This window comes from Trujillonella endophytica (assembly GCF_900110555.1).
GTDB classification, from domain to species: Bacteria; Actinomycetota; Actinomycetes; order Mycobacteriales; family Geodermatophilaceae; genus Trujillonella; species Trujillonella endophytica.
In genome coordinates this window covers 205945-228588 of record NZ_FOEE01000003.1, presented here as the reverse complement: position 1 = coordinate 228588, position 22644 = coordinate 205945, and the positions used below count along the sequence as shown (strand labels likewise).

22 protein-coding genes are annotated in these 22644 nt (G+C 74.1%); 5 read left to right on the top strand and 17 right to left on the bottom strand.

Translation table 11 applies throughout. The features are described 5' to 3' along the window. The first annotated feature begins 66 nt into the window (after nt 1-66). Complete coding sequence (galE, locus tag BMY88_RS06380) at nt 67-1023, top strand: UDP-glucose 4-epimerase GalE (protein ID WP_091941300.1); 957 nt, start codon at nt 67-69, stop codon at nt 1021-1023. Between the two features lie 55 nt (nt 1024-1078). Here the strand turns inward: galE and BMY88_RS06375 are convergent, their stop codons facing one another. The 5 genes from BMY88_RS06375 to BMY88_RS06355 all read right to left on the bottom strand — a co-directional run bounded on the left by BMY88_RS06375 (nt 1079) and on the right by BMY88_RS06355 (nt 6139). Further along, nucleotides 1079-2407: a hemolysin family protein gene (locus BMY88_RS06375; protein ID WP_091941298.1), complete on the bottom strand. Its 1329-nt coding sequence runs from the start codon at nt 2405-2407 to the stop codon at nt 1079-1081. A gap of 243 nt (nt 2408-2650) precedes the next feature. Continuing rightward, entirely contained in the window at nt 2651-3865 is a 1215-nt protein-coding gene (locus tag BMY88_RS06370; protein ID WP_091941296.1) for an NADP-dependent isocitrate dehydrogenase, read from the bottom strand. A gap of 43 nt (nt 3866-3908) precedes the next feature. Beyond that, the gene (gene mdh / locus BMY88_RS06365; protein ID WP_211435518.1) at nt 3909-4892 is read right to left on the bottom strand and encodes a malate dehydrogenase; all 984 of its coding nucleotides are present in this window, start codon (nt 4890-4892) and stop codon (nt 3909-3911) included. Nucleotides 4893-4928: 36 nt separating this feature from the next. Then, nucleotides 4929-5273 (bottom strand): DUF3017 domain-containing protein, encoded by a 345-nt coding sequence (locus BMY88_RS06360; protein WP_244524485.1) that lies wholly within the window; start codon nt 5271-5273, stop codon nt 4929-4931. Further along, nucleotides 5270-6139, bottom strand: a complete 870-nt coding sequence (locus tag BMY88_RS06355; RefSeq protein WP_091941294.1) for a bifunctional methylenetetrahydrofolate dehydrogenase/methenyltetrahydrofolate cyclohydrolase — start codon at nt 6137-6139, stop codon at nt 5270-5272. The genes BMY88_RS06360 and BMY88_RS06355 overlap by 4 nt, the downstream gene beginning before the upstream one ends. Nucleotides 6140-6275: 136 nt before the next feature. Here BMY88_RS06355 and BMY88_RS06350 point away from each other — a divergent pair, with 136 nt between their 5' ends. Beyond that, nucleotides 6276-6992, top strand: a complete 717-nt coding sequence (locus BMY88_RS06350; protein ID WP_244524484.1) for a hypothetical protein — start codon at nt 6276-6278, stop codon at nt 6990-6992. A gap of 15 nt (nt 6993-7007) precedes the next feature. Here BMY88_RS06350 and BMY88_RS06345 read toward each other — a convergent pair whose 3' ends face one another. From BMY88_RS06345 to BMY88_RS06295, 11 genes are all read right to left on the bottom strand, one after another. Next, nucleotides 7008-7310, bottom strand: coding sequence for a hypothetical protein (locus BMY88_RS06345; RefSeq protein ID WP_091941291.1), 303 nt, complete (start codon nt 7308-7310; stop codon nt 7008-7010). A gap of 64 nt (nt 7311-7374) precedes the next feature. Continuing rightward, entirely contained in the window at nt 7375-7986 is a 612-nt protein-coding gene (locus BMY88_RS06340) for a pentapeptide repeat-containing protein (protein ID WP_244524483.1), read from the bottom strand. 99 nt (nt 7987-8085) lie between these two features. Next, nucleotides 8086-9636 (bottom strand): bifunctional phosphoribosylaminoimidazolecarboxamide formyltransferase/IMP cyclohydrolase, encoded by a 1551-nt coding sequence (gene purH / locus BMY88_RS06335; RefSeq protein WP_091941287.1) that lies wholly within the window; start codon nt 9634-9636, stop codon nt 8086-8088. After that, nucleotides 9633-10256: a phosphoribosylglycinamide formyltransferase gene (gene purN / locus BMY88_RS06330; protein WP_091941285.1), complete on the bottom strand. Its 624-nt coding sequence runs from the start codon at nt 10254-10256 to the stop codon at nt 9633-9635. Before purN ends, purH begins: the two co-directional genes overlap by 4 nt. A 93-nt stretch (nt 10257-10349) precedes the next feature. After that, entirely contained in the window at nt 10350-11516 is a 1167-nt protein-coding gene (locus BMY88_RS06325; RefSeq protein WP_091941283.1) for a cell division protein PerM, read from the bottom strand. 132 nt (nt 11517-11648) lie between these two features. Then, the gene (locus tag BMY88_RS24110) at nt 11649-12521 is read right to left on the bottom strand and encodes a hypothetical protein (protein ID WP_091941281.1); all 873 of its coding nucleotides are present in this window, start codon (nt 12519-12521) and stop codon (nt 11649-11651) included. A gap of 72 nt (nt 12522-12593) precedes the next feature. Further along, entirely contained in the window at nt 12594-13322 is a 729-nt protein-coding gene (locus tag BMY88_RS06315) for a hypothetical protein (protein WP_091941279.1), read from the bottom strand. Between the two features lie 302 nt (nt 13323-13624). Beyond that, complete coding sequence (gene sucD / locus BMY88_RS06310) at nt 13625-14503, bottom strand: succinate--CoA ligase subunit alpha (protein ID WP_091941277.1); 879 nt, start codon at nt 14501-14503, stop codon at nt 13625-13627. A gap of 33 nt (nt 14504-14536) precedes the next feature. Beyond that, nucleotides 14537-15697: an ADP-forming succinate--CoA ligase subunit beta gene (gene sucC / locus BMY88_RS06305; RefSeq protein ID WP_091941275.1), complete on the bottom strand. Its 1161-nt coding sequence runs from the start codon at nt 15695-15697 to the stop codon at nt 14537-14539. Between the two features lie 170 nt (nt 15698-15867). Continuing rightward, nucleotides 15868-16263 (bottom strand): methylmalonyl-CoA mutase, encoded by a 396-nt coding sequence (locus tag BMY88_RS06300; RefSeq protein WP_139220413.1) that lies wholly within the window; start codon nt 16261-16263, stop codon nt 15868-15870. 32 nt (nt 16264-16295) lie between these two features. Continuing rightward, complete coding sequence (locus BMY88_RS06295; protein WP_244524482.1) at nt 16296-17387, bottom strand: hypothetical protein; 1092 nt, start codon at nt 17385-17387, stop codon at nt 16296-16298. A 222-nt stretch (nt 17388-17609) separates the two neighbouring features. Between BMY88_RS06295 and BMY88_RS06290 the strand changes: the two genes are divergently transcribed. Beyond that, nucleotides 17610-18461 (top strand): alpha/beta fold hydrolase, encoded by an 852-nt coding sequence (locus BMY88_RS06290; protein WP_244524481.1) that lies wholly within the window; start codon nt 17610-17612, stop codon nt 18459-18461. Nucleotides 18462-18805: 344 nt separating this feature from the next. After that, complete coding sequence (locus tag BMY88_RS06285) at nt 18806-19711, top strand: M23 family metallopeptidase (RefSeq protein ID WP_244524480.1); 906 nt, start codon at nt 18806-18808, stop codon at nt 19709-19711. Nucleotides 19712-19721: 10 nt separating this feature from the next. Here the strand turns inward: BMY88_RS06285 and pcrA are convergent, their stop codons facing one another. Next, on the bottom strand, nt 19722-22040 hold the full coding sequence (gene pcrA / locus BMY88_RS06280; RefSeq protein WP_091941269.1) for a DNA helicase PcrA: 2319 nt from the start codon (nt 22038-22040) through the stop codon (nt 19722-19724). 320 nt (nt 22041-22360) lie between these two features. On the opposite strand from pcrA, the gene BMY88_RS06275 reads away from it, so the two are divergent. Next, nucleotides 22361-22642: a chorismate mutase gene (locus tag BMY88_RS06275; RefSeq protein ID WP_091941267.1), complete on the top strand. Its 282-nt coding sequence runs from the start codon at nt 22361-22363 to the stop codon at nt 22640-22642. Nucleotides 22643-22644: the final 2 nt, after the last annotated feature.

Below are 22644 nucleotides of genomic sequence, written 5' to 3'. Positions count from 1 at the left end.
CGCTCCCGGAACGGGCGGACGGCTCCCGAGCGGGTGGTTCCGGTCCGCCCTCCCTAGGGTGGGCCCATGCGCGTTCTGGTCGCCGGCGGCGCCGGCTACATCGGCAGCGTAGTCACGGCCGCGCTGGTGGAGGCCGGGCACGAGGTGACCGTGCTCGACGACCTGTCCACCGGCCACGCCGACGCCGTCGTCGAGGGCGCGCGCCTCGTGCGGGCCTCGCTGCAGGAGTCGGCTCCCGTGCTCGCCGAGGTCCGCCCCGAGGCGGTGCTGCACTTCGCCGCCAAGAGCCTCGTCGGCGAGTCGCAGGTGAAGCCGGAGGTCTACTGGGAGACCAACGTCGGCGGCTCGCTCGCGCTGCTGGAGGCGATGCGTGCGGTCGACTGCCGCCGGATCGTCTTCTCCTCCACCGCGGCGACCTACGGCGAGCCCGAGCAGGTGCCGATCCGCGAGGACGCGCCGACCCGGCCGACGAACACCTACGGCGCCACGAAGCTCGCCGTCGACGCGATGCTCACCTCCTACGCCGCCGCCCACGACGTCGCAGCGGTCAGCCTGCGCTACTTCAACGTCGCGGGCGCGGCGTACGGCCTCGGCGAGCGGCACACCACCGAGACGCACCTCATCCCGATCGCCCTGCAGGTGGCGGCGGGGCAGCGCGCGGCGATCACCGTCTACGGCGAGGACTACCCGACGCCCGACGGCACCTGCATCCGGGACTACATCCACGTGCAGGACCTCTCCGACGCCCACCTGCTGGCGCTGACCGCCCCGCAGCCGGGTGAGCACCGCATCTACAACCTGGGCAACGGCACGGGCTTCTCGGTGCAGCAGGTCGTCGACGCCGTCCGCGAGGTCACCGGACACCCGGTGCCGGTGGAGGTCGGTCAGCGGCGGGCCGGGGACCCGGCGCAACTGGTGGCCGCCAGCGACCGCATCCGCGCCGACCTCGGCTGGGCCCCGCGGCACACGGACCTGGCCGGCATCGTGCGCGACGCATGGGACGTCGCGCAGCAGCGCGCCTGACGTCGGCCCCGCCGCGAGCTCGCTAGTGGTGGGCCCCTGCGGCGGGGGCCTTCGTCTAAGCCCGGTCGTCGTCGGCGGCCGAGGTCGGGGGCGCGGTCGGTGCCGGGCGGGTCACCGACAGCCGGGCGATCCGCCGCCCGTCCAGCTCGAGGACGAGGAGCCGGCGCCCCTCGACCTCCACGGCGTCGCCGACCTCGGGCAGCCGGCCGAGCTCGGAGAGCACGTACCCGGCCACGGTCTCGTAGGGCCCCTCGGGCAGGTGCAGGTCGGTGTGCTCGGCGAAGTCGTCAAGGTTGAGCAGGCCGTCGACCTCCTGCGGACCCCCGGGCACCTGGGCCGGCTCCGGTGCGACGTCCTCGTCGTACTCGTCGTAGATCTCGCCGATGACCTCCTCGATGAGGTCCTCGAGGGTGACGATGCCGTCGGTGCCGCCGTACTCGTCGACGACGATCGCCAGGTGCTGGCTCTCCCGGCGCATCTCCGACAGCGCGGTGAGCACGCCGGCGGTGCCGGGCAGCCGCTTGACCTCGCGGGCCAGGTCTCCGACGGTCGCCGCACGCCCGGCGGGGTGGTGGGGCATCAGCAGGTCGCGGATGTGCACGAAGCCGACGACGTCGTCCTGGTCGCGGCCGGCGACCGGATAGCGCGAGTGGCTGCTGTCGGTGATCTGGCGGGCGGCCCGGCTCGCGGTGAGCGCGGCGTCGAGGAAGTCGACCTCCGTCCGCGGCGTCATCACCTCGCGGACCTCCCGGTCGCCGGCCCGGAACACCTCGTTGATGAGCCGGCGCTCGTCGCTGCTCAGCGACTCGTGGGCGGCCACCAGGTCCCGCAGCTCCTCCTGGCTGATCTGCTCGCCGGCCACCCGGGGGTCCCCGCCGAGCAGCCGGACGAGGACGTTGGTCGACCGGGACAGCAGCCAGATGACCGGTCGGGCCGCCTTCGCGATGCCGTCCAGCGGGGAGGCGACCAGCAGGGAGAACCCCTCGGCCCGCTGTAGGGCCAGCCGCTTGGGGGTCAGCTCCCCCACCACCAGCGACAGGTAGCTGATCGCGAGGGTGACCAGGACCAGGGCCAGGGTGCCCGCGAGGCCCTCGGACGTCCCCCGGTCCCGGAACACGTCCGCAAGGGGCTCGGACAGCGTGCTGGCGCCGAAGGCCGCGGAGAAGAAGCCGGCGAGGGTGACGCCGACCTGGACGGCGGCGAGGAAGCGGTTGGGGTCGCCGAGCAGCCGGGAGACCGCACGACCGCGCCGTCCCCCGTTCTCGGCCATCGCCCGCACCTGCGACTCGCGCAGGGAGACCAGCGCGATCTCCGCCCCCGAGAAGGCGCCGCCGATCAGGACGAAGACGACGACCATGACGATGTCGAGCCAGACGTCGCTCACCGGCGGCGCGCTCCTGTCGGTTCGGGTGCTGCGGACCGCGCCCATGCTGCCGGTCCGCACACGCGCTGCCCACCGGGCGCCCCCTCGAACGGATCACACCCGCGCAGCGCCGACGTGCGGGACCGGGGGCTTCTCCGACCACGCGAACGGCGGGCCCCCCGAGCGCGCGTCGGCCCCCTCACCCGCGGCGGGGTGAGGGGGCCGACGTGCGGTGCGGGCTCGCCGCGAGGAGGACGAGGCCTCTCAGGCCATGGCCTTCTTCAGGTTGTCGTCGATGGCCGCCAGGAAGTCCTGGGTGGTCAGCCACGGGCTGTCCTTGGAGATCAGCAGCGCCAGGTCCTTGGTCATCTGGCCGCTCTCCACGGTGTCGATGCAGACCTTCTCCAGCGTCTCGGCGAAGCGCGTCACCTCGGGGGTGCCGTCCAGCTTGCCGCGGTGGGCCAGGCCCCGCGTCCAGGCGAAGATCGACGCGATCGGGTTGGTCGACGTCTCCTTGCCCTGCTGGTGCTGCCGGTAGTGCCGGGTGACCGTGCCGTGCGCGGCCTCGGCCTCCACGGTGCGGCCGTCCGGGGTGGCCAGCACCGACGTCATCAGGCCCAGCGAGCCGAAGCCCTGCGCCACGGTGTCGGACTGGACGTCGCCGTCGTAGTTCTTGCAGGCCCAGACGTAGCCGCCCTCCCACTTGAGGGACGCGGCGACCATGTCGTCGATCAGCCGGTGCTCGTAGGTGATCCCGGCGGCGTCGAACTTCTCCTTGAACTCCGCCTGGAAGACCTCCTCGAAGATGTCCTTGAACCGGCCGTCGTAGGCCTTGAGGATCGTGTTCTTCGTGGAGAGGTAGACCGGGTAGCCGCGGTCGAGGCCGTAGTTCAGCGACGCCCGGGCGAAGTCCTGGATCGAGGCGTCGAGGTTGTACATCGACAGCGAGACGCCGGCGCCGGGAGCCTGGAAGACCTCGTGCTCGATCGGCGCGGAGCCGTCGGACGGGGTGAAGGTCACGGTGAGCGTGCCCGCGGAGGGGAACGTGAAGTCGGTGGCGCGGTACTGGTCACCGAAGGCGTGACGGCCGACGATGATCGGCTTGGTCCAGCCGGGCACCAGGCGCGGCACGTTCTGCATGATGATCGGCTCGCGGAAGATGACGCCGCCGAGGATGTTGCGGATGGTGCCGTTCGGCGACCGCCACATCTTCTTGAGGCCGAACTCCTCGACCCGCGCCTCGTCCGGGGTGATGGTGGCGCACTTGACGCCGACACCGTGCTTCTTGATGGCGTTGGCCGAGTCGATCGTCACCTGGTCGTCGGTGGCGTCGCGGTGCTCGATGCCGAGGTCGTAGTACTCGAGGTTCACGTCGAGGTACGGGAGGATCAACTGGTCCTTGATGAACTGCCAGATGATCCGCGTCATCTCGTCGCCGTCGAGTTCGACGACCGTGCCCTCGACCTTGATCTTGCTCATGTTTCCCTCTCTACAGCTCCGACCGTTCGCGGTCGGAGTTCGGTCACAGATCGGCGACGTCGGCCTGTTTCGCGCGCACGGCCTCCGCCGCCTCGCGCAATCCGGCCAGCTCGCTCTCGGTCAGGTCGCCCTGCACGACCCGCCGCACTCCCTCGCGTCCGATCTCGGCCTCCACGCCGAGGTAGACGCCGGAGATGTCGTACTCGCCGTCGACCCAGGTGCACACCGGCATCACGGCGCCGGAGTCCTCGATGACGGCCTTGGCCATCCGGGCCGCGGCCGCCGACGGCGCGTAGTAGGCCGACCCGGTCTTCAGCAGCGCGACGACCTCGGCCCCGCCGTTGCGGGTCCGGGTGACGAGATCCTCGATGCGGTCGGCCGCCAGCACGTCGGCCAGCGGCTTGCTGTCGACGGTGCAGCGGGAGGGCACCGGGACCATCGTGTCGCCGTGCGACCCCAGCGTGAGGGTGCGCACCGACGCGACGGGCACGCCGAGCTCCTCGGCGACGAAGTGGCTGAACCGGGCGGTGTCGAGCATCCCGGCCTGGCCCATCACCCGCTGCTTGGGGAACCCGGTGGCGAGCTGGGCGAGCGCCGTCATCTCGTCCAGGGGGTTGGACACCACGATGACCACCGCGTCGGGTGAGGTGCGCGCGACGTTCTCGGCGACCTGGCGGACGATGCCGGCGTTGGTCTCGATGAGGTCCATCCGGCTCATGCCCGGCTTGCGTGGCACCCCGGCGGTCACGACGACGACGTCGGACCCCTCGGTGCCCTCGTAGGAGCCACCCCCGACGCCGACGACCTTCGTCTCGAAGCCCTCGATCGGACGGGACTGGTTGATGTCGAGGGCCAGGCCCTCGGGCTTGCCCTCGACGATGTCGGTGAGGACGACGGTCTCGAAGACGTCGTACTCCGCCAGACGGAGAGCGGTGGTCGAGCCGTAGAACCCGGCGCCGACGACGGTGACCTTGCCGTTCAGGGCCCTGCTCTGGGAGGACCCGCCGTTCCGAGGCTGCTCTGCCATGGCGGCCAACCTAGCGTCAGAACGCACTCGCGCGCCTCAGCGGGTCACCGGCGGGATCCCGGAGACACCGGCGGCGTCCGCCGGGATGGCCAGGGCGGCCGCGACGACGGCCGCCCCGACGCCGGCCAGCAGGACGACGTCCACCGGCCGGCTGCGGACGGCGAGGAAGCCGACCCGGCGCACCGGCAGGAGCAGCCGCAGGAGCGCCGCGGCCATCAGCGCGACGCCCATGACGACCAGGCCGCGGCGCCAGTGCTCGAACGCCACCATGGCCAGCCCCACGCCCACCGCGAGCAGGACGGCCAGCAGCGGCAGCTGGCGCAGCAGCCCGGCCAGGAACGGCCGGCGGCGGTAGAGCGGCGGGCGGGTCACGGCCGTCACGCCGAGGGCACCGACCGGGCGGCGTCGCGCTCGGCGGCCAGCACGACGTTCTGCAGGAGCATGGCCCGCGTCATCGGCCCGACCCCGCCGGGGTTGGGCGCCACGTGGCCGGCCACCTCGACCACGTCCTTGGCCACGTCGCCGGCGATCTTGCCGTCGACCCGGCTGACCCCCACGTCGAGGACCGCCGCGCCCGGCTTCACCAGGTCCCTGGTGACCAGGCCGGGGACCCCGGCCGCGGCGACGACGATGTCGGCGGCACGCAGGTGCGAGGCCAGGTCGCGGGTGCCGGTGTGGCACAGGGTCACGGTCGCGTTCTCCGAGCGCCGGGTCAGCAGCAGGCCCAGCGGGCGGCCGACGGTGATGCCGCGGCCGACGACCACGACCTCGGCGCCGGCGATCGGCACGTCGTGGCGGCGCAGCAGCTCGACGATGCCCACCGGCGTGCACGGCAGCGGACCCTCGACGCCGAGCACCAGCCGGCCCAGGTTGGTGGGGTGCAGCCCGTCGGCGTCCTTCCCCGGGTCCATCGCCTCGAGGACGGCGTACTCGTCGACCTGGCGCGGCAGCGGCAGCTGGACGATGTAGCCGGTGCACGCCGGGTCGGCGTTGAGCTCCTCCACGACGGCCAGCACGTCGGCCAGGCCGGCGGTGGCAGGCAGCTCGCGCTGGATGCTCGCGATGCCGACCTGCGCGCAGTCGGAGTGCTTGGCGTTGACGTACCAGCGGCTGCCCGGGTCGTCGCCGACCAGGAGGGTGCCGAGCCCGGGGCGGTGGCCCGCGGCGGTCAGCGCGGCCACGCGGTCGGTCAGTTCGGTACGGATCGCGGCGGCGGTGGCCTTGCCGTCGAGGGTCGTGGCGGGCACGGGCGACAGTCTGCCCGAGAGCGCTCCGGGCCAGCGACCGCGTACCCGCGAGGACCCCGGCGGCGACGCCCCGGCCCTAGGCTGGCGCCGCAGTGGGCGTCCTCCCCGCGCCCGCGCGACCCAGCGAGGAGAGCCCATGAGCGAGCGCGACCAGTCCTCCGCAGGCCCGCGGCACGAGGTGGCGGCGCAGCCGTCGCTCGGCTGGCAGGAGAGCGGCACGCCGGGCGGGCAGCCGGCCGGCGGCGCCCCCTACTCGGGCGCCGGGGCCAGCGCGGTCGGCGGGAGCGCGGGCGGGGGCGGGAGCGCGGGCGGGGGCGGGAGCGCGGGCGGGGCCGGCTCGGCAGCGGGCACGGACCTGCGGTCCGGCAGCGGCGCCCACGGGTACGCCGACGAGGGCGAGCAGTACTACACGACCCCCCAGTACTCGACCACGCCGGTCACGGTCCGCCGGCCGGACGTGCTGGCCGGCCTGCTGCTGGTCCTCGCCGGCATCGCGGCCGGGGTCAGCCTGCTCCTGGACTGGGTGCGCGGCGCGAACGGCTGGGACCTGCTGACCGACGGCTTCGAGGACTTCGACGCCAACTCCTGGCCACCGCCGGTCATCGTGCTCGCCGGCGGCGCGCTGCTGGTGCTGGGCCTGCTCGTCCTCGTGCCCGGCCGCGGTCACCGGTCCCTGGGCGTCCTGGCCCTGCTGGTGACGCTGCCGGCGCTGGTCGGCGTCGTGGTGCTCGCCAACTTCGTCGAGTTCACGTGGGACTTCTTCGAGATCGGCTACTGGGTCGCCGTCGCCGTTCCCGCGCTCGGCCTGCTCGGCGCCCTCAAGGCGATGCTGACCGGCCCCAAGGTGCGGTGACGACGGGTGCGTTGACTACGCCCGGCGGCGGCGGTCGGCCTGCATGAGGTGGATGACGATCCCCTCGTAGCCGGCCGTCACGTAGTCGGAGACGTCGCTGCAGGTGATGCGGCCCGGCAGCGGTGCGCGGTCCTCGCGCGGCAGGTGCGGCTTGCGCGAGCGCGGCAGGTAGGACCGCAGCGTGCGCCGGGTGCGGGCCGTGGCCTCGCGTGCGTGCTCCCGCCGGCTGACGGGGACATCGCTGCCCTGATGGACGAGGTCCTTCCAGACGGCGACGGTGCAGCCGATCAACAGGACCAGGAAGAGAGCCGCGAGCATTCCCACACTATGCGGATTCCAAACCCGTGACGGAAGGGTCCGGATCACACCGGTCACTGTGACCTCAGTCGGTCACCAGAGCACCGTGTGCCCGGGCCACCTGGACGGACTGGGCGAGGTCCAGGCGCACCCCGGCGAGGGCGAACCCGCGCCAGTTCACCCCGTCGGTGACGGCGCCGCGCAGGTCGGTGCCGCGCAGCTTGGCGCCCTGCAGGTTCGCCCGCGTCAGATCCGCCCCGGTCAGGTCGCACTCGCGCAGGTCCGCGTCGGTCAGGTCGGCCTCGGCGAAGCGCTGGCCCGACAGGTCGGAGCCGGAGAGGTCGACCCCGCGCAGCGACGTCCAGCTCCAGTCCGAGTCGGTGGTGCTCAGCGGCCGCAGGGTCGCCCCGAGGAAGTGGGAGCCGGTGAGCTTGCACCCCTCCCACGCGGCGTCGAACAGCCGGGCGCGGTCGAACCGGCAGGAGAGGAACGCCGTCCCGGTGTGCCGGGTCCCGGCCATGCGGGCGCCGGTGAGCACGCACTCGGTGAACACGCAGCGCCGCGTGACCACCTCGGTGAGGTCGGCGTCGTCGAACCGGCAGCGCGTGAAGGTCACCTCGGTCAGCTCCGCGCCCCACCAGTCCACGCGGGCGAGGTCGACGTCCTCCAGCACCTCTCCCGCCTCCGGCGGCTGCACGTGCGGTCTCCCCCTCACGCCACCCCCGCGGGCCCCCCGCAGGGACCCGCCGCGAGCGTGCGAGCGGTGGGGGGCAGGGGGTCCTTCATGGGTCCTTCCTCAGTGCGCGAAGTGGCGCGTGCCGGTGAGGTACATCGCCACCCCGGCCGCGGCCGCGGCCGCGACGACCTCCTCGTCGCGGACGGACCCACCCGGCTGCACGACGGCGCGCACGCCGGCGTCGACCAGCACCTGGAGGCCGTCGGCGAAGGGGAAGAACGCGTCCGAGGCGGCGACGGAGCCGGCGGCCCGCTCCCCCGCCCGCGCGACGGCGAGGCGGGCGGCGTCCACCCGGTTGACCTGCCCCATGCCGACGCCGACGGTCGCCTTGTCGTGCGCGAGCAGGATCGCGTTGCTGCGCACGGCGCGCACGCTGCGCCAGGCGAACACGAGGTTGTCCAGCTCGGCGGCGTCCAGGGGCTCGCCGGTCGCGAGCGTCCAGCTGGTGGGGTCGTCCCCGGCCGCGTCGATGCGGTCCACCGACTGCAGGAGCACCCCGCCGCCGATCGGCCGGAACTCCACGCCGCTGCGGGCGTCGGTCGGCAGCCGCAGCAGGCGGATGTTCTTCTTCGCCGTCAGGACCTGCACGGCGTCCTCGGTGAACGAAGGGGCCACGACGACCTCGGTGAAGACGTCGGCGACCTGCTCGGCCATCGCGAGGTCGACCTCGCGGTTGGCGGCGATCACGCCGCCGAAGGCGGAGACGGGGTCGCACGCGTGCGCCTTGCGGTGCGCGGCGGAGATGTCGGCGCCGACGGCGATGCCGCAGGGGTTGGCGTGCTTGATGATCGCCACGCACGGGTCCGTGTGGTCGTGCGCGGCCCGCCAGGCGGCGTCGGTGTCGACGTAGTTGTTGTAGGACATCTGCTTGCCGTGCAGCTGCTCGGCGTGGGCCAGCCCGGGCTGCACCCCGCGGTAGAGGGCGGCCTGCTGGTGCGGATTCTCGCCGTAGCGCAGCACGTCGGCGCGCTCCCAGCTCGCCCCCGCCCAGGCGGGGAACGGCGACTCCTCCTCGGGCGCCAGCACGCTGCCCATCCACGAGGCGACGGCGATGTCGTAGCTCGCGGTGTGCCGGAAGGCCGCGGCGGCCAGCCGCTGCCGCTCGGCGAGGGCGAAGCCCCCCGCGCGGACGGCGGCGAGCACGTCGTCGTACCGCGCCGGGTCGACGACGACCGCCACCGACGGGTGGTTCTTCGCCGCCGCCCGGACCATCGCCGGCCCGCCGATGTCGATCTGCTCGACGCACTCGTCCGGGGCGGCGCCCGAGGCGACGGTCTCGGTGAACGGGTAGAGGTTGACCACCACCAGGTCGAAGGCGCGGATGCCCAGCTCCTCGAGCTGGCTCACGTGCTCGGGCTTGCGCCGGTCGGCGAGGATCCCGGCGTGCACCGCCGGGTGCAGGGTCTTCACCCGGCCGTCGAGGCACTCGGGGAAGCCGGTGACCTCCTCGACGGGGGTGACCGGCACGCCGGCCTCGGCGATCCGGCGGGCGGTGGCGCCGGTGCTGACGAGCTCGACCCCCGCCTCGACCAGCCCGCGGGCCAGCTCCTCGATGCCGCTCTTGTCGTACACGCCCAGGAGCGCGCGGCGGATGGGGGTGCGGTCGCTCATCGGGGGGTCTCCCTGGGGGTGCGTGTGGACGGCGGATCGGCGGCGAGGCGCGCCACCGTGTCCACCAGGAGCGTCCGCTCCACGGCCTTGATCCGTTCGTGCAGGCGGCCCTCGTCGTCGCCGGGGAGGACCGGCACCTCGCGCTGGGCGATCACCGGGCCGGTGTCCATCCCGGCGTCGACCCAGTGCACCGTGCTGCCGGTGACCGCGGCGCCGGCGGCGAGCGCGTCGCGGACCGCGTGCGCCCCCGGGAAGGCCGGGAGCAGCGCGGGGTGGGTGTTGAGCAGCCGGCCGCCGAACGCGTCGAGGACGGCGGGGCCCACCAGCTTCATGAAGCCGGCCGAGACGACGAGGTCGGGCCGGTGCGCCGCGATGGCGCCGGCCAGCGCCCGGTCCCAGGCGACCCGGTCCGGGTGGTCGCCGAGCCGGCAGACGAACGTGGGGAGGTCCCGGCGGCGCGCATGCTCCAGGCCGGGTGCCTCGCGGTCGGCGCCGACCGCGACGACGTCGGCCGGATAGGCGGGGTCGTCGGCGGCGTCGAGCAGGGCGGCGCACAGCGAACCGGTGCCGGAGACCAGGACGACGACCCGGGTGCGCCGGGTCGGTTCGGCGGGCGGCACTCCGCGACCCTATAAGGGAGAGGGACCCCGGCCTCCTCCCCCCTCGCACGCTCGGAGCGAGCCGCTGGACGGGGCCGCGGGACGACCGTGCGCTCAGGCGCGCCAGCGGGTGACGGCGGCCGCCACCGCGGCGGCGATGCCCGCCTGGGCCGCCATCGAGACGCCGGTGACCAGCGCCGGGGCCCCGATCCGCGCGAGGCCGCCGTCGCCGAGCGCGCCACCGCCGGCCCAGGCGAGCGCGGCCGCGCCGACGCCCATGAGCACCCCCGCCGGAACGGCCCACAGGCCCGCGGCCACGGAGCCCTGGTCGTCGGGGAGGCGGCGGCCGACGACGATCCCGGCGACGAGCCCGGCCAGCGCGGGGATCGCGAGGGACAGCAGGGCGACGAGCGGGACGGCGTTCGTGTCGGGGAGGGCGGCCAGCAGCGGCAGGGCCGGCAGCGGGCCGACCGAGACGCCGTCGTAGGAGACGTAGGTGGCCTCGCCGACGTAGAAGCCGGGGCCCGCCGCCATCCCGAGGACGGCGGCCGCGGCGTTGGGCAGCAGGAGCAGCGCCAGCCCGAGCGTGCCGACCGCGCCCGCCCCCGCGCCACCCAGCCCGTCGGTGATCCGCGCGTAGCCCGAGGCGTCGCCGGCCACAGCGATCGCCACGACCGCGGTGCACATCGCCACCGCGGCGAGCAGGCCGGCGGCCGCCGCGCGCAGCACCGGCCGCACCGGGGCGGGCAGGCGGGCCAGGACGTCGTCGAGGACGCCGCTCTCCCGCGCCACGCCCCAGCCGGCCGCCAGCAGGGCGAGCGCGACCGCTCCGGCGACCGCCTGCAGCAGGCCGCGCCCGGGCGCTCCGACGGCGACCGCCACGAACAGCGTCAGCAGGGCGTGCACCGCCACGACGACGGCGAGGACCTCGGCACCGGCGCGGGCACCGGTGACGTCCCGCGCGGCGACCACACCGCGGCCGATCCGGCCGAGCGCCCACACGATCGCCGCCGTCAAAAGCAGCGGGGCGACGGCCAGCGGGCCGGACTCGAGCTGGAGGCGGCCGCCGTGGGCCAGGAGCCACATCTGGCCGGCGAGCGTGGCGGAGCCGCCGACCGGCAGCCCGCCGGTCGGGTCGAGGGTCTGCACCACGACGAGGGCCAGCGCCAGCCCGAGCAGTCCCAGCACGGTGAAGAGGGCGGTGGCGGCCGCGGCGAGCCAGACGGGGGGCCCCGGTGCCCGGCGTCCGGGGGACGTCAGTCGGGACAGCAGCGGGACCACTCCCCCACTGTCCCAAGTGCGGCGCCCGGGAGGCGTGCGCACGCGCCGGGGAACGCCACGAGGGCCGGCGACACGTCGGTCGCCGGCCCTCGTGGGGATCGGTGCTGTGCGTCCCCGAGGGGACGCGGTGGATCAGAACCCGCCGGGCTGCCCCGGGTTGGGCCCCTGGCCGGGCTGCGCCGGCGGCGGGGGCGGCTGCTGGCCGTACTGCTGCGGCTGCCCGTACTGCTGGGGCGGCTGCGGCTGGCCGTACTGCTGCGGCTGCCCGTACTGCTGGCCGCCACCGAGGTGCTGCCCGCCGTGGCCGGCGGCCTTGCGGGCCTTCAGCTCCGGGAGCAGCAGCAGGACGGCGACCGCGGTGATGGCGACCGCGGTGAGGAGGGCGAGGAACGCGACGAAGCTGAACGGCACGTCGTCACCGTCGATCGTCAGCACCTGGATCCAGGTGATGAACATGAACAGCAGGCCCAGGCCGGCCAGGCCGGCCGTGACGAAGTGCCGCGGGAACGGCAGCCGGATCTTCCCGGAGGCCGAGACGATCGCCCAGACCGCGGCGGCCAGGAACAGCAGCCACGCCAGGATCGGCATGAAGTTCGAGTAGCCGACCTCGATGCCCTGCCCGAAGAAGTCCAGCTCGTCGCTGAAGCCGTTGACCGACGCGTCGATCCCGTCCTCGTCCTCGCTGAACCCGAACCACGGCAGGATCATGAAGAGGGTGAACAGGACCCAGCCGGCCGCGAGCAGCCAGTCGAGGATCCCGACCTTCGAGAGGTCGACCGGGGACGAGCCGCGCTGCCCGCCGAACGTGGGCTGCGGCTGCCCGTACTGCTGCGGGGGCTGCGGCTGGCCGTACGGCTGGGCGGCCGGGGGCTGCTGGCCGTAGGCCGGCGGCTGCGGCTGCCCGTAGGACGGGGAGCCGGCCGGCTGCTGGCCGTATCCCGGCTGCTGGCCCGGGGACGGTTGCCCGAACCCTCCGGGCTGCTGGGGCGGCTGACTGCTGGTCATGGGTCGACTCTCCTTCGTTGTTGCGATCCGGCGAGAGGTGCTCGCCGGGTGAGGTGCCCGAGGGCGGGGCGGTCAGAAACCGCCCGTCGGGTGCCCCGGCTGGGCCGGCGGCGGAGGCGGCTGCTGACCGTACTGCTGACCCGGAGCCTGCCCGGGGCCGAAGGCCGGCGCCTGCTGGTTGGCCCACTGGGTGGCGTTCGCCAGGCCACCGGGGAGGCCGGGACGGTTCTTGAGCTCGGGCAGCAGCCGGAGGACGGCGAAGGCGGTCGCTGCGAGGGCGACGAGCAGCGCGATCAGCCCGATGAAGCTGAACTCCCAGTCCTGGGCGTCGATCCACAGGATCAGGGTGAAGATGGTGGCCAGGGCGGTGAGCGCCACCGTGACGTAGGCGCGGGGGAACGGCACCGCGACCTGGGTGACCGCCGGCAGCAGCGCCCAGACGGCGGCGGCGACCAGGCAGAGCGCGGCGAGGGTGGACAGCGCCCCGCCGATGTTCCAGGCGCTGAAGTTCTCCGAGTAGTCGCCGGCGAACTCCGAGTAGCCCGGGCCGAAGACCTCCTCGGCGTCGACGTCGATCCAGGGGAAGAACGAGAGCACGAGCCACACGAGCGCGGCGCCGGCGACGACGAAGTCGGCGAGCTTCAGCCGCTTGGCGTCGAAGCCGACCTGGCCACCGTTGCCCACCGGCTGCCCGTACGGGTTCTGGCCGTAGCCCGGCTGGGGCTGTGGCTGCCCGTAGGGCTGCCCGGCCGGCGGCTGCTGGCCGTAACCCGGCTGCTGGGGCGGCTGACTGCTCGTCATCGATCGACTCTTCTCCGTGATGGCACCAGGACGGCGCGATACTCGTCGGTCGATGTTGACCTACGCAAGCAGGCTGCGCCTAGTGCTCCCACCTCGGGGTGGGTTTCGTGACCGGGCCGCAACACACCGGATCGGTGCGATTCCCGCCCCAGGTGGAGCCCCCGCCCGCCCGCTCGGAGCCCGGCCGGCGGGTGGCGGCGTGCCCGGGAACGACACTGCCCCGGCCCCTCCGAGGAGGGGCCGGGGCAGTACCACCCCCTCGCGTGGTCCCGCCGCGGGCGGTGGGGGCGAAGGGTCCCTGCTCAGGCGCCGATGATCTCCCGCATGAGGCGGGCGGTCTCCGACGGAGTCTTGCCGACCCGGACGCCGGCGGCCTCGAGGGCCTCCTTCTTGGCCTGGGCGGTGCCGGCCGAGCCGGACACGATGGCACCGGCGTGGCCCATGGTCTTGCCCTCGGGCGCGGTGAAGCCGGCGACGTAGCCGACGACCGGCTTGGTCACGTTCGCCTTGACGAAGTCCGCCGCGCGCTCCTCGGCGTCGCCACCGATCTCGCCGATCATGACGATGGCCTCGGTCTCCGGGTCCTCCTGGAAGGCCTGGAGGGCGTCGATGTGCGTGGTCCCGATGACCGGGTCGCCGCCGATGCCGATGGCGGTGGAGAAGCCGATGTCCCGGAGCTCGTACATCATCTGGTAGGTCAGCGTGCCGGACTTGCTGACCAGCCCGATCTTGCCCTGCTTGGTGATGTTGGCCGGGATGATGCCGGCGTTCGAGCGGCCGGGGCTGATCAGCCCGGGGCAGTTCGGGCCGATGATGCGGGTGGCGCCACCCTGGGCATGCGCCCAGAAGTAGGTGGAGTCGTGCACCGGGATGCCCTCGGTGATGACCACGGCCAGCCCGATCTGCGCGTCGACGGCCTCGATCACCGCGCCCTTGGCGAACGGCGGCGGCACGAAGATGACGCTGACGTCGGCGCCGGTCTCCTTCATGGCGTCGGCGACGGAGCCGAAGACCGGCACGCCGGTGCCGTCGAAGTCGACGGACTCGCCGGCCTTCTTCGGGTTGACGCCGCCGACGATCGCGGTGCCGGAGGCCAGCATCCGCGACGTGTGCTTGCGCCCCTCGGAGCCGGTCATGCCCTGGACGATGACCTTGCTGTTCTCGTTGAGGAAGATCGACATCTGTTTATGTGTCCTAGTCCGGAGTCGGGGCGATCAGGCGGCGAGTTCGGCGGCCCGGCGCGCGGCGCCGTCCATCGTGTCGACCACGGTCACCAGGGGGTGGTTGGCCTCGGCGAGGATGCGCCGGCCCTCCTCCACGTTGTTGCCGTCCAGGCGGACGACCAGCGGCTTGGTCGCCTCGTCGCCCAGGATGCCCAGCGCGCTCACGATCCCGTTGGCGACGGCGTCGCAGGAGGTGATCCCGCCGAAGACGTTGACGAAGACGCTCTTCACTGCCGGGTCGGAGAGGATGATCTCCAGGCCGTTGGCCATGACCTCGGCCGAGGCGCCGCCACCGATGTCGAGGAAGTTGGCCGGCTTGACGCCGCCGAACTCCTCACCGGCGTAGGCGACGACGTCCAGGGTGCTCATGACCAGGCCGGCACCGTTGCCGATGATCCCGACCTCGCCCTCGAGCTTGACGTAGTTGAGGTTCTTCTCCTTGGCGCGCGCCTCGAGCGGGTCGGCGGCGGCGGCGTCCTCGAGCGCGGCGTGCCCGGACTGCCGGAACTCCGCGTTCTCGTCGAGGGTGACCTTGGCGTCCAGCGCGAGCACGGTGCCGTCGGGCGCCTTCGCCAGCGGGTTGATCTCGACCAGGGTGGCGTCCTCCTGGGTGAAGACCTCCCACAGCTGGACGGCGATGGCGATGACCTGGTCCCGCACCTCGGCGGGGAAGTTCGCGGCGTCGACGATCTCGGCCGCCTTCTGCGCGTCGACACCGATGGAGGCGTCGACGGGGATGCGCGCCAGCGCCTCGGGGCGCTCGACGGCGAGCTGCTCGATCTCCATGCCGCCCTCCTTCGAGGCCATGGCCAGGAAGGTCCGGTTCGACCGGTCGAGCAGGTAGGAGAAGTAGTACTCCTCGGCGATGTCGGACGCCTGGGCGACCATCACCTTGTGGGTGATGTGGCCCTTGATGTCCAGGCCGAGGATGTCCTGGGCGCGCGCCTTGGCGTCCTCGGCGTTGTCGGCGAGCTTCACGCCGCCGGCCTTGCCGCGGCCGCCGACCTTCACCTGCGCCTTGACGACGACCTGGCTCCCGATCTCGCGGGCGATCGCCTCCGCCTGCTCCGGCGTCTCCGCCACACCACCGGGGAGCACGGGAACGCCGTGCGAGGCCAACAGATCACGGGCCTGGTACTCGAAGAGATCCACGAGCAGGCACCGTAGCTCCCCCGTAACCCCGTCGTCTCCCCGGCGTTCAGGGTGGTGGGCGGCATCACAGCCCGGCCCACCCGTTCGGGGCGGCCCGCCGGCGCGGGGCCGCGGGCGCTCCGCCGCCCAACCGCCCTGCTCACGGCGGAGGTGCGGGTCGCAGGAGGCCCTCAGCGGCCACCGCCGACGGCGCGCAGCCAGGCGACCACGTCGTCCGGTGGCGTGCCGGCCGGGAACACCCGGGCACCGTCGGGCAGGCCCCCGCCGGTGCCGCCGTCCGCGCCGCCGAGCAGGAAGCCCGCGACGTCGTCGGCCCCCTGCTCGGCGGCACGGGCGAGCACCTCGCCGAGGAGCCGGGCGGAGCCGCCGGCGAGGCCGAGGGCATCGGCGTCCTCCTGCACCAGCGTGGCGGCGAGCTGGGCGGGCGAGCCGCCACCGCCGGTGTGCACCACCTCCGCCCCGGCGTCGCGGAGCACACGGGCGAGCGCGATCGCCGCCAGCGCCTCCCCCGCCGGGCTCCCGGCGGCGGGCTCGGCGACCACCACCCGCAGCCGTTCCGCGTCCACGGCGGGCAGCGTAGGAGGCGGCCCCGGCCGGGCTAGCGGCGCCGCAGCCGCCAGGTGAGCACCGTGGCACCGGCGTAGGCGAACCCCAGCAGCAGCAGGCCGACGCCCGGCAGCGTCCACTCCAGCTCGGCGGCACCGGCGTCGCGGATCCCGGCCAGCCCGGCCGCGAGGACCGTGGCCGTGATCGCCAGCAGCGCGCCCACCGCCGCCAGCCGGGGACGGAGGGAGGGCGCCAGCACCGAGCACAGCAGGATCGCGCCGGCCAGCAGCAGCCCTCCGAGCAGCGCCCAGCCCGGCCGTCCGTACAGCGCCTCGGGCCCCTGCTGCTCGATGACGCTCTGCTCCAGCGTGCGCGGGTCGGTCTCCAGCAGCTCGGGCAGGCCGACCGACGGCACGGCCAGGCACAGCACGGTGCCCACGCCCAGCGCGGCGGCCAGCCCGGCCAGCCCCGGACGGAAGGGGTCCAGCGCGCCGTCGTCGTCCATGACCGTGCGCCCCCAGGCCGCGAGGGCGCACCCCCCGGCCAGCACGAGGCAGGCCAGCCCGAGGACGCCGAGCCACCAGCCGGCCCCCCGGTCCACCGTGCTGGTCACCAGCCACTCGCCCGCCACCACCTCGCGCCCGGCCCGATCGGTCGACTCGCTGCCGTTGTAGAGCTCGATGAACAGGCCGCCGAGTGCCAGCGCGCCGGCGACGCCGGCGTGGGCGAGCCCGAACTTCGGCAGCCGGCCGGCCGCGAGCAGCGTTCCGACGGCGATCGAGGTCAGCGGGACGACGAGCGCCGAGAGCACACCGGCGAGCCCCGCGGCCAGCTGCGTCTCCTGCCCGTCGACCACCAGGTAGGTCGGGAACAGCGACGCCACCCCGAGCAGGCCGGCGAGCACCAGCAGCCCACCGGTCGCGCGGGCGAGCGCGGGGGTGGTCCCGACGACCAGCGAGGGGCCCGCCGGCGCGACGCTCCGGCTCTTCCGGGTCTGCGGGCGCGGGGCCGCAGCGCCGGACCGGCGACCCTGCGCACCCCCGGTGCCCGACCGCCGCGGGGTCGGCCGGTTCCCGGACGCCGGCCGGGCGCCCCGGGGCTCGCGGGCCGGGTGGTCGCGGCCGGGACGTTCGCGGGCGGACACGGGGCCCCTCTCGTCGGAAGTCACGAACTGGACTCGATCCGGTCGACCGTGGTGTGACACCGTGTGACATGCAACACACGGGGGTATGACGGACACGTGAACGGAGCACAACCGTTCTCAGCCCACCGGGGGGCCGGTACCCGACCCCGACACCGGGGACCGATCGGGGAGGGAGTGCCCATGCGCCCGTCCACCGACCCGGTGTCGGATCCAGCGTCGCACATGCAGCCCCCTCCCCAGGGCGCGCCACGAGGGGTCCTCCGCGCGCTCGCGCGACCCGCCACGCTGACCGGCGGGATCACCGAGCTCGCGCTCGTCGGCGCGCACGTGCTGATGTACCCGCTCGGCGCCCGCACGGAGGTACTGCGACCCGATCCGAGCCGCCGGCCGGCCGCCGCGCCCCCGTCCGTCCGGGCACTGTTCGCCGCCGACCCGCTGGCGGCGCGCGTACCGGTCCTGCTCGTGCACGGCCTCGTGGACAACCGGTCGATCTTCACCGCCATGCGCCGGGGGCTGCGCCGGCGCGGGTTCGCCTCGGTGTGCACCTGGAACTACAGCCCGATGCTCGGCGACGCAGCCCGCGGCGCCGCCGACCTCGGTCGCGAGATCGAGCGGATCTGCGCACAGACCGGCCACGAGCGGATCCACGTCGTGGGCCACAGCCTCGGCGGCCTGATCGCCCGCTACCACCTGCAGCGCCAGGACGGCGCGCGGCGGGTCCAGAGCCTGATCACGCTCGGCACCCCGCACCAGGGGTCGGTCCTGGCCCACCTGCTCCCCACCCCGCTGGTCCGGCAGCTGCGGCCGGGCTCGCCACTGCTGCGCGAGCTGGCCGAGCCGGCCCCGCAGTGGTCCACCCCGCTCACAGCCATCTACAGCGACCTCGACCAGCTCGTGCTGCCGACCAGCGCCGCCCGCTGCGAGCACCCCGACCTCGCGGCCCGCAACGTCCTGGTCCGCGGGGTGGGGCACATGTCCCTGCCCTTCTCGCGTTCGGTCGTCGACGAGGTCGCCGCCACGCTGGCGGGGCTGCGCGCCCCGGCCGCCGCCGACCCCACCGCCGCCGTCGCCTGACCGGGCTGCCGGCCCGGGTTGCCTCCGCCCGACCGGGATTGCCGCCGCCCAACTGGGATTGCCGCCGCCCGACCGGGCTGCCTACGTCGCCCGATCGACCGGTCACCGCCGCCTGACCGCCCGCCGCCGCCGCGCGGTGGGCCCCCAGTCGGAGCACGACGCGGGTCGACACGGCGACACGCGTTGCCGGTTGCACGGCACGGGGCTGACTGAGGGTTACGGTCCGATCACGGCGCCGGGAGCTCCCCGGCGGGCGTCGCCGGACCGGGCGCCTCCGCCGCCGTCGCTCCCCCGACGGGTGCCTCCGGGCACCGCGGGCGGGGAGCATCACGGGAGGGTGCAACGTGTCTCGCTCGACTGGTCCCACGCTCCTGGAGCGGTCGGAGGCCTCTCGCGAGACTCCCGAGCCGCCCCGGGTCCCCGGTCGCTTCTCCCGCGGGAACCGCCGCGCGAAGGACACCGCCACGCCCACCACCGCCGACGCCGCCGAGGCCCTCGAGGTCGAGCCGGCCACCGCCGCTCCCTCCCCCGCCGACGCGCCCACGACCGCCACCACGACCGCGGCCACCGATGACGCGCCCGCCACCGGCACCCGCCGGCTCCCCCGGCCGCCGGGCCGCCGCGGGCCCCTGTGGCTCGCCGCCCTCATCGCGGGCGCCCTCTGCGCCGCCACCCCCGGGCTGCTCGGCGACGAGCCGGCCGCGCCGGTGAGCGTCAGCGCGGCCGACTACGGCATCGGCGCCGACATGAACACCACCGGCGACATGGAGGACGCCGGGGTGCGCCAAGGGCTGAGCGAGGCGGAGGCCCAGGCCCGCCTGGGTGAGCTCGCGGCCTCCCGCGCCGCCCGGACGCCCACGACGGCCGATCCCGTGCCCGGTGCCCGCATGACCACCTGCTTCTGCATGCGCTGGGGCACCATGCACTGGGGCCTCGATCTCGCCGCGCCGCTGGGGACGCCGATCTACGCGACCACCGATGGCGTCGTCCTCCGTGCCGGGCGCGCGTCCGGGTACGGCAACGCCGTCTACATCCAGGACGCCGACGGCGACGTGCACATCTACGGCCACATGCGCTACTACGACGTCGAGGCCGGGCAGATCGTGCACGCCGGCGACGAGATCGCCCGGGTCGGCAGCGAGGGCCAGTCCACCGGCCCGCACCTGCACTACGAAATCCACCGGGGCGGCGAGAACGGCCGGCGGATCGACCCTGAGGACTACCTCGCCGAGCGCGGCGTCGAGGTCTGACCCCCGCTCGCTACAGCTTCACGAGCGGGGCGTAGCGGAGCACCAGGCGCTTGGTGCCGCCGCTGCCGAAGTCGACGGTCGCCTGGGCCTTGTCGCCCGCGCCGTTGACCTCGACCACCGTGCCCATCCCGAACGCGTCGTGGCTGACGCGGTCGCCCACCTCGACGGAGATGACCGCCCGGTTGCCCGCCCCGCCGCGCAGCCCACCGGTCGACAGGCCGGTGGCCGCGACCCGGGACTGCGCCGACGAATAGCCCCGGCTGTAGCCGGTGCTCGGCGCCGGGGTGGGCGTCAGGTTCGCCCAGTGCACCGTGTCCGCCGGCAGCTCGTCGAGGAACCGCGACGGCGGGTTGTACGCCGGCTGCCCCCAGCTGGTGCGCACGGTCGCACGGGACAGGAACAGACGCTGCCGGGCGCGGGTGATGCCGACGTAGGCCAGCCGCCGCTCCTCCTCCAGCTCGCGCGGATCGCCCAGCGCCCGGAGGTGGGGGAAGACGCCGTCCTCCAGGCCGGTCAGGAAGACGACCGGGAACTCCAGGCCCTTGGCGGTGTGCAGCGTCATCAGCGTGACGACGCCGGCCTCGTCGCCGGCCACCGGGATCTGGTCGGCGTCGGCCACCAGGGAGACCTGCTCGAGGAAGTCGGTGACCGTGCCCTCGGGGTGCGCCGCCTCGAACTCCGCGGCCACCGAGATGAGCTCGTTGAGGTTGTCGACGCGCCCCTCGTCCTGCGGGTCGGTGCTCGCCGAGAGCTCGGTCAGGTAGCCGGTGCGGTCGAGGATGCTCTCCAGCAGGGCGGCCGGGCCGGAGCCGGTCTCCACCAGCTGCTCGAACTCCTCCAGCAGCGCCACGAACTCCTGGATCGCCTTGAGCGACCGCGTCGCCAGGCCGGGCACCTCCGAGCACAGCCGCAGGGCCGAGGCGAAGGGGATCCGCTCCCGGTCCGCGTACTGCTCCACGCAGGCCTCGGCCCGCTCGCCGATGCCGCGCTTGGGCGTGTTGATCACCCGGCGCAGGCTCACCACGTCCGCCGGGTTCGCGACCACCTTCAGGTAGGCCAGCGCGTCCCGGACCTCCTTGCGCTCGTAGAAGCGCACCCCGCCGACGACCTTGTACGGCATGCCGACGCGGATGAACACCTCCTCGAACACCCGGGAGGCGTTGTTGGTCCGGTAGAAGATCGCGATCTCCGCGGGCCGCGCGGCGCCCTCGTCGACCAGGGCGTCGATCTGCTCCGCCACCCAGGCGGCCTCGTCGTGCTCGTTCTCCGCGACGTAACCCTCGATCAGCTCGCCGTCACCCGCGTCGGTCCACAGGTTCTTCGGCCGCCGCGAGGTGTTCTTGGCGATCACCGTGTTGGCCGCGCGCAGGATCCGCTGGGTCGAGCGGTAGTTCTGCTCCAGCAGGATGGTGGTGGCCTGCGGGTAGTCGCGCTCGAACTCGTCGATGTTGCGGATGGTGGCGCCGCGGAAGGCGTAGATCGACTGGTCGGCGTCGCCCACGACGCAGAGCTCGGCCGGCGGAACCGGCCCGGCAGCGTCGTCGCCCAGCCCACCCACCAGCTCGCGGACCAGCACGTACTGGGCGTGGTTGGTGTCCTGGTACTCGTCGACCAGCACGTGCCGGAAGCGCCGGCGGTAGTGCTCCGCGACGTCGGGGAACGCCTGCAGCAGGTGCACGGTGGTCATGATCAGGTCGTCGAAGTCCATGGCGTGCGCCTGGCGCAGCCGCTGCTGGTAGAGCTTGTACGCCTCGGCCAGCACCTTCTCCGGGGCGGTGACCGGCGCGAAGGACTCCTCGTCGACCAGTTCGTTCTTCAGGTTCGACACCTGCGCGGCGAGGCTGCGGCCGGGGAAGCGCTTGGCGTCGAGGTCCAGGTCGCGGGCGACCATCGACATGAGCCGCACCGAGTCGCCCTGGTCGTAGATCGTGAACGACGACTTCATGCCGAGCTTGCCCGCCTCGGCGCGCAGGATCCGCACGCACATCGAGTGGAAGGTCGACACCCACATCGCCCGCGCGCGCGGCCCGACGAGGGCGGCCACGCGCTCCTTCATCTCCCCGGCGGCCTTGTTGGTGAACGTGATCGCCAGGACCTCGCCCGGCTGCACGTCACGCGCGCCCAGCAGGTAGGCGACGCGGTGGGTGAGCACGCGGGTCTTGCCCGAGCCTGCGCCGGCCACGATGAGCAGCGGGCCGCCCTCGTGGACGACGGCGTCGCGCTGCGGGCCGTTGAGGCCGGCGAGCATGCGGTCGAGCTCCCGGCCCACCGAGCCGCGTGCCTGCCGCTGGAGCGTGGCGGTACCGGGGAGGGCCTGCTGGACGCTCATGCCGGGGTCCCCGCGGAGACGTGGAGCGCCGGCGGAGCGTCTGCGTGGGGTGGGTTCATAGCGACACCACTGTAGTTCGGACGGGTGACGGATCCGCCCCCCGCGGACCCGCCCCGGGTACCGCCGGGGATCCCCGCCCGCGATGTGGCAGGATCGCCCCGTGCTCGCCGCGATCAGCTTTTACTACGGCCACCGGGATCCGGTGTCCGTCACCGCAGGCTGAGCACACGCCGCACCAGACGCCCCGGGCCCGAGGAGCCCGGGGCGTTTCTCGTTCCCGGGGTCCGACGGCCGGCGGCCCGACCCGCAGGAGAACCCCGATGAGCACGCCCGCCCCGAGCCCCGCTCCCACCACCGACCCCGCCGACCGCATCGGCGCGCTGCGCGAGCAGATCGACGCCTGCGACGCCGGGATCATCGAGCTCGTCCAGCGCCGCCTCGCCGTCTCGCGCGAGATCGGCGCCCTGCGCGCCGCCTCGGGCGGCACCCGGCTCTCCCTCTCGCGCGAGTCGCAGGTCCTGGCCCGCTTCCGGTCGGCTCTCGGGGAGGACGGCGCCGCCCTCGCGCTCATGCTGCTGCGGCAGGGCCGCGGCCGGCTCTGAGG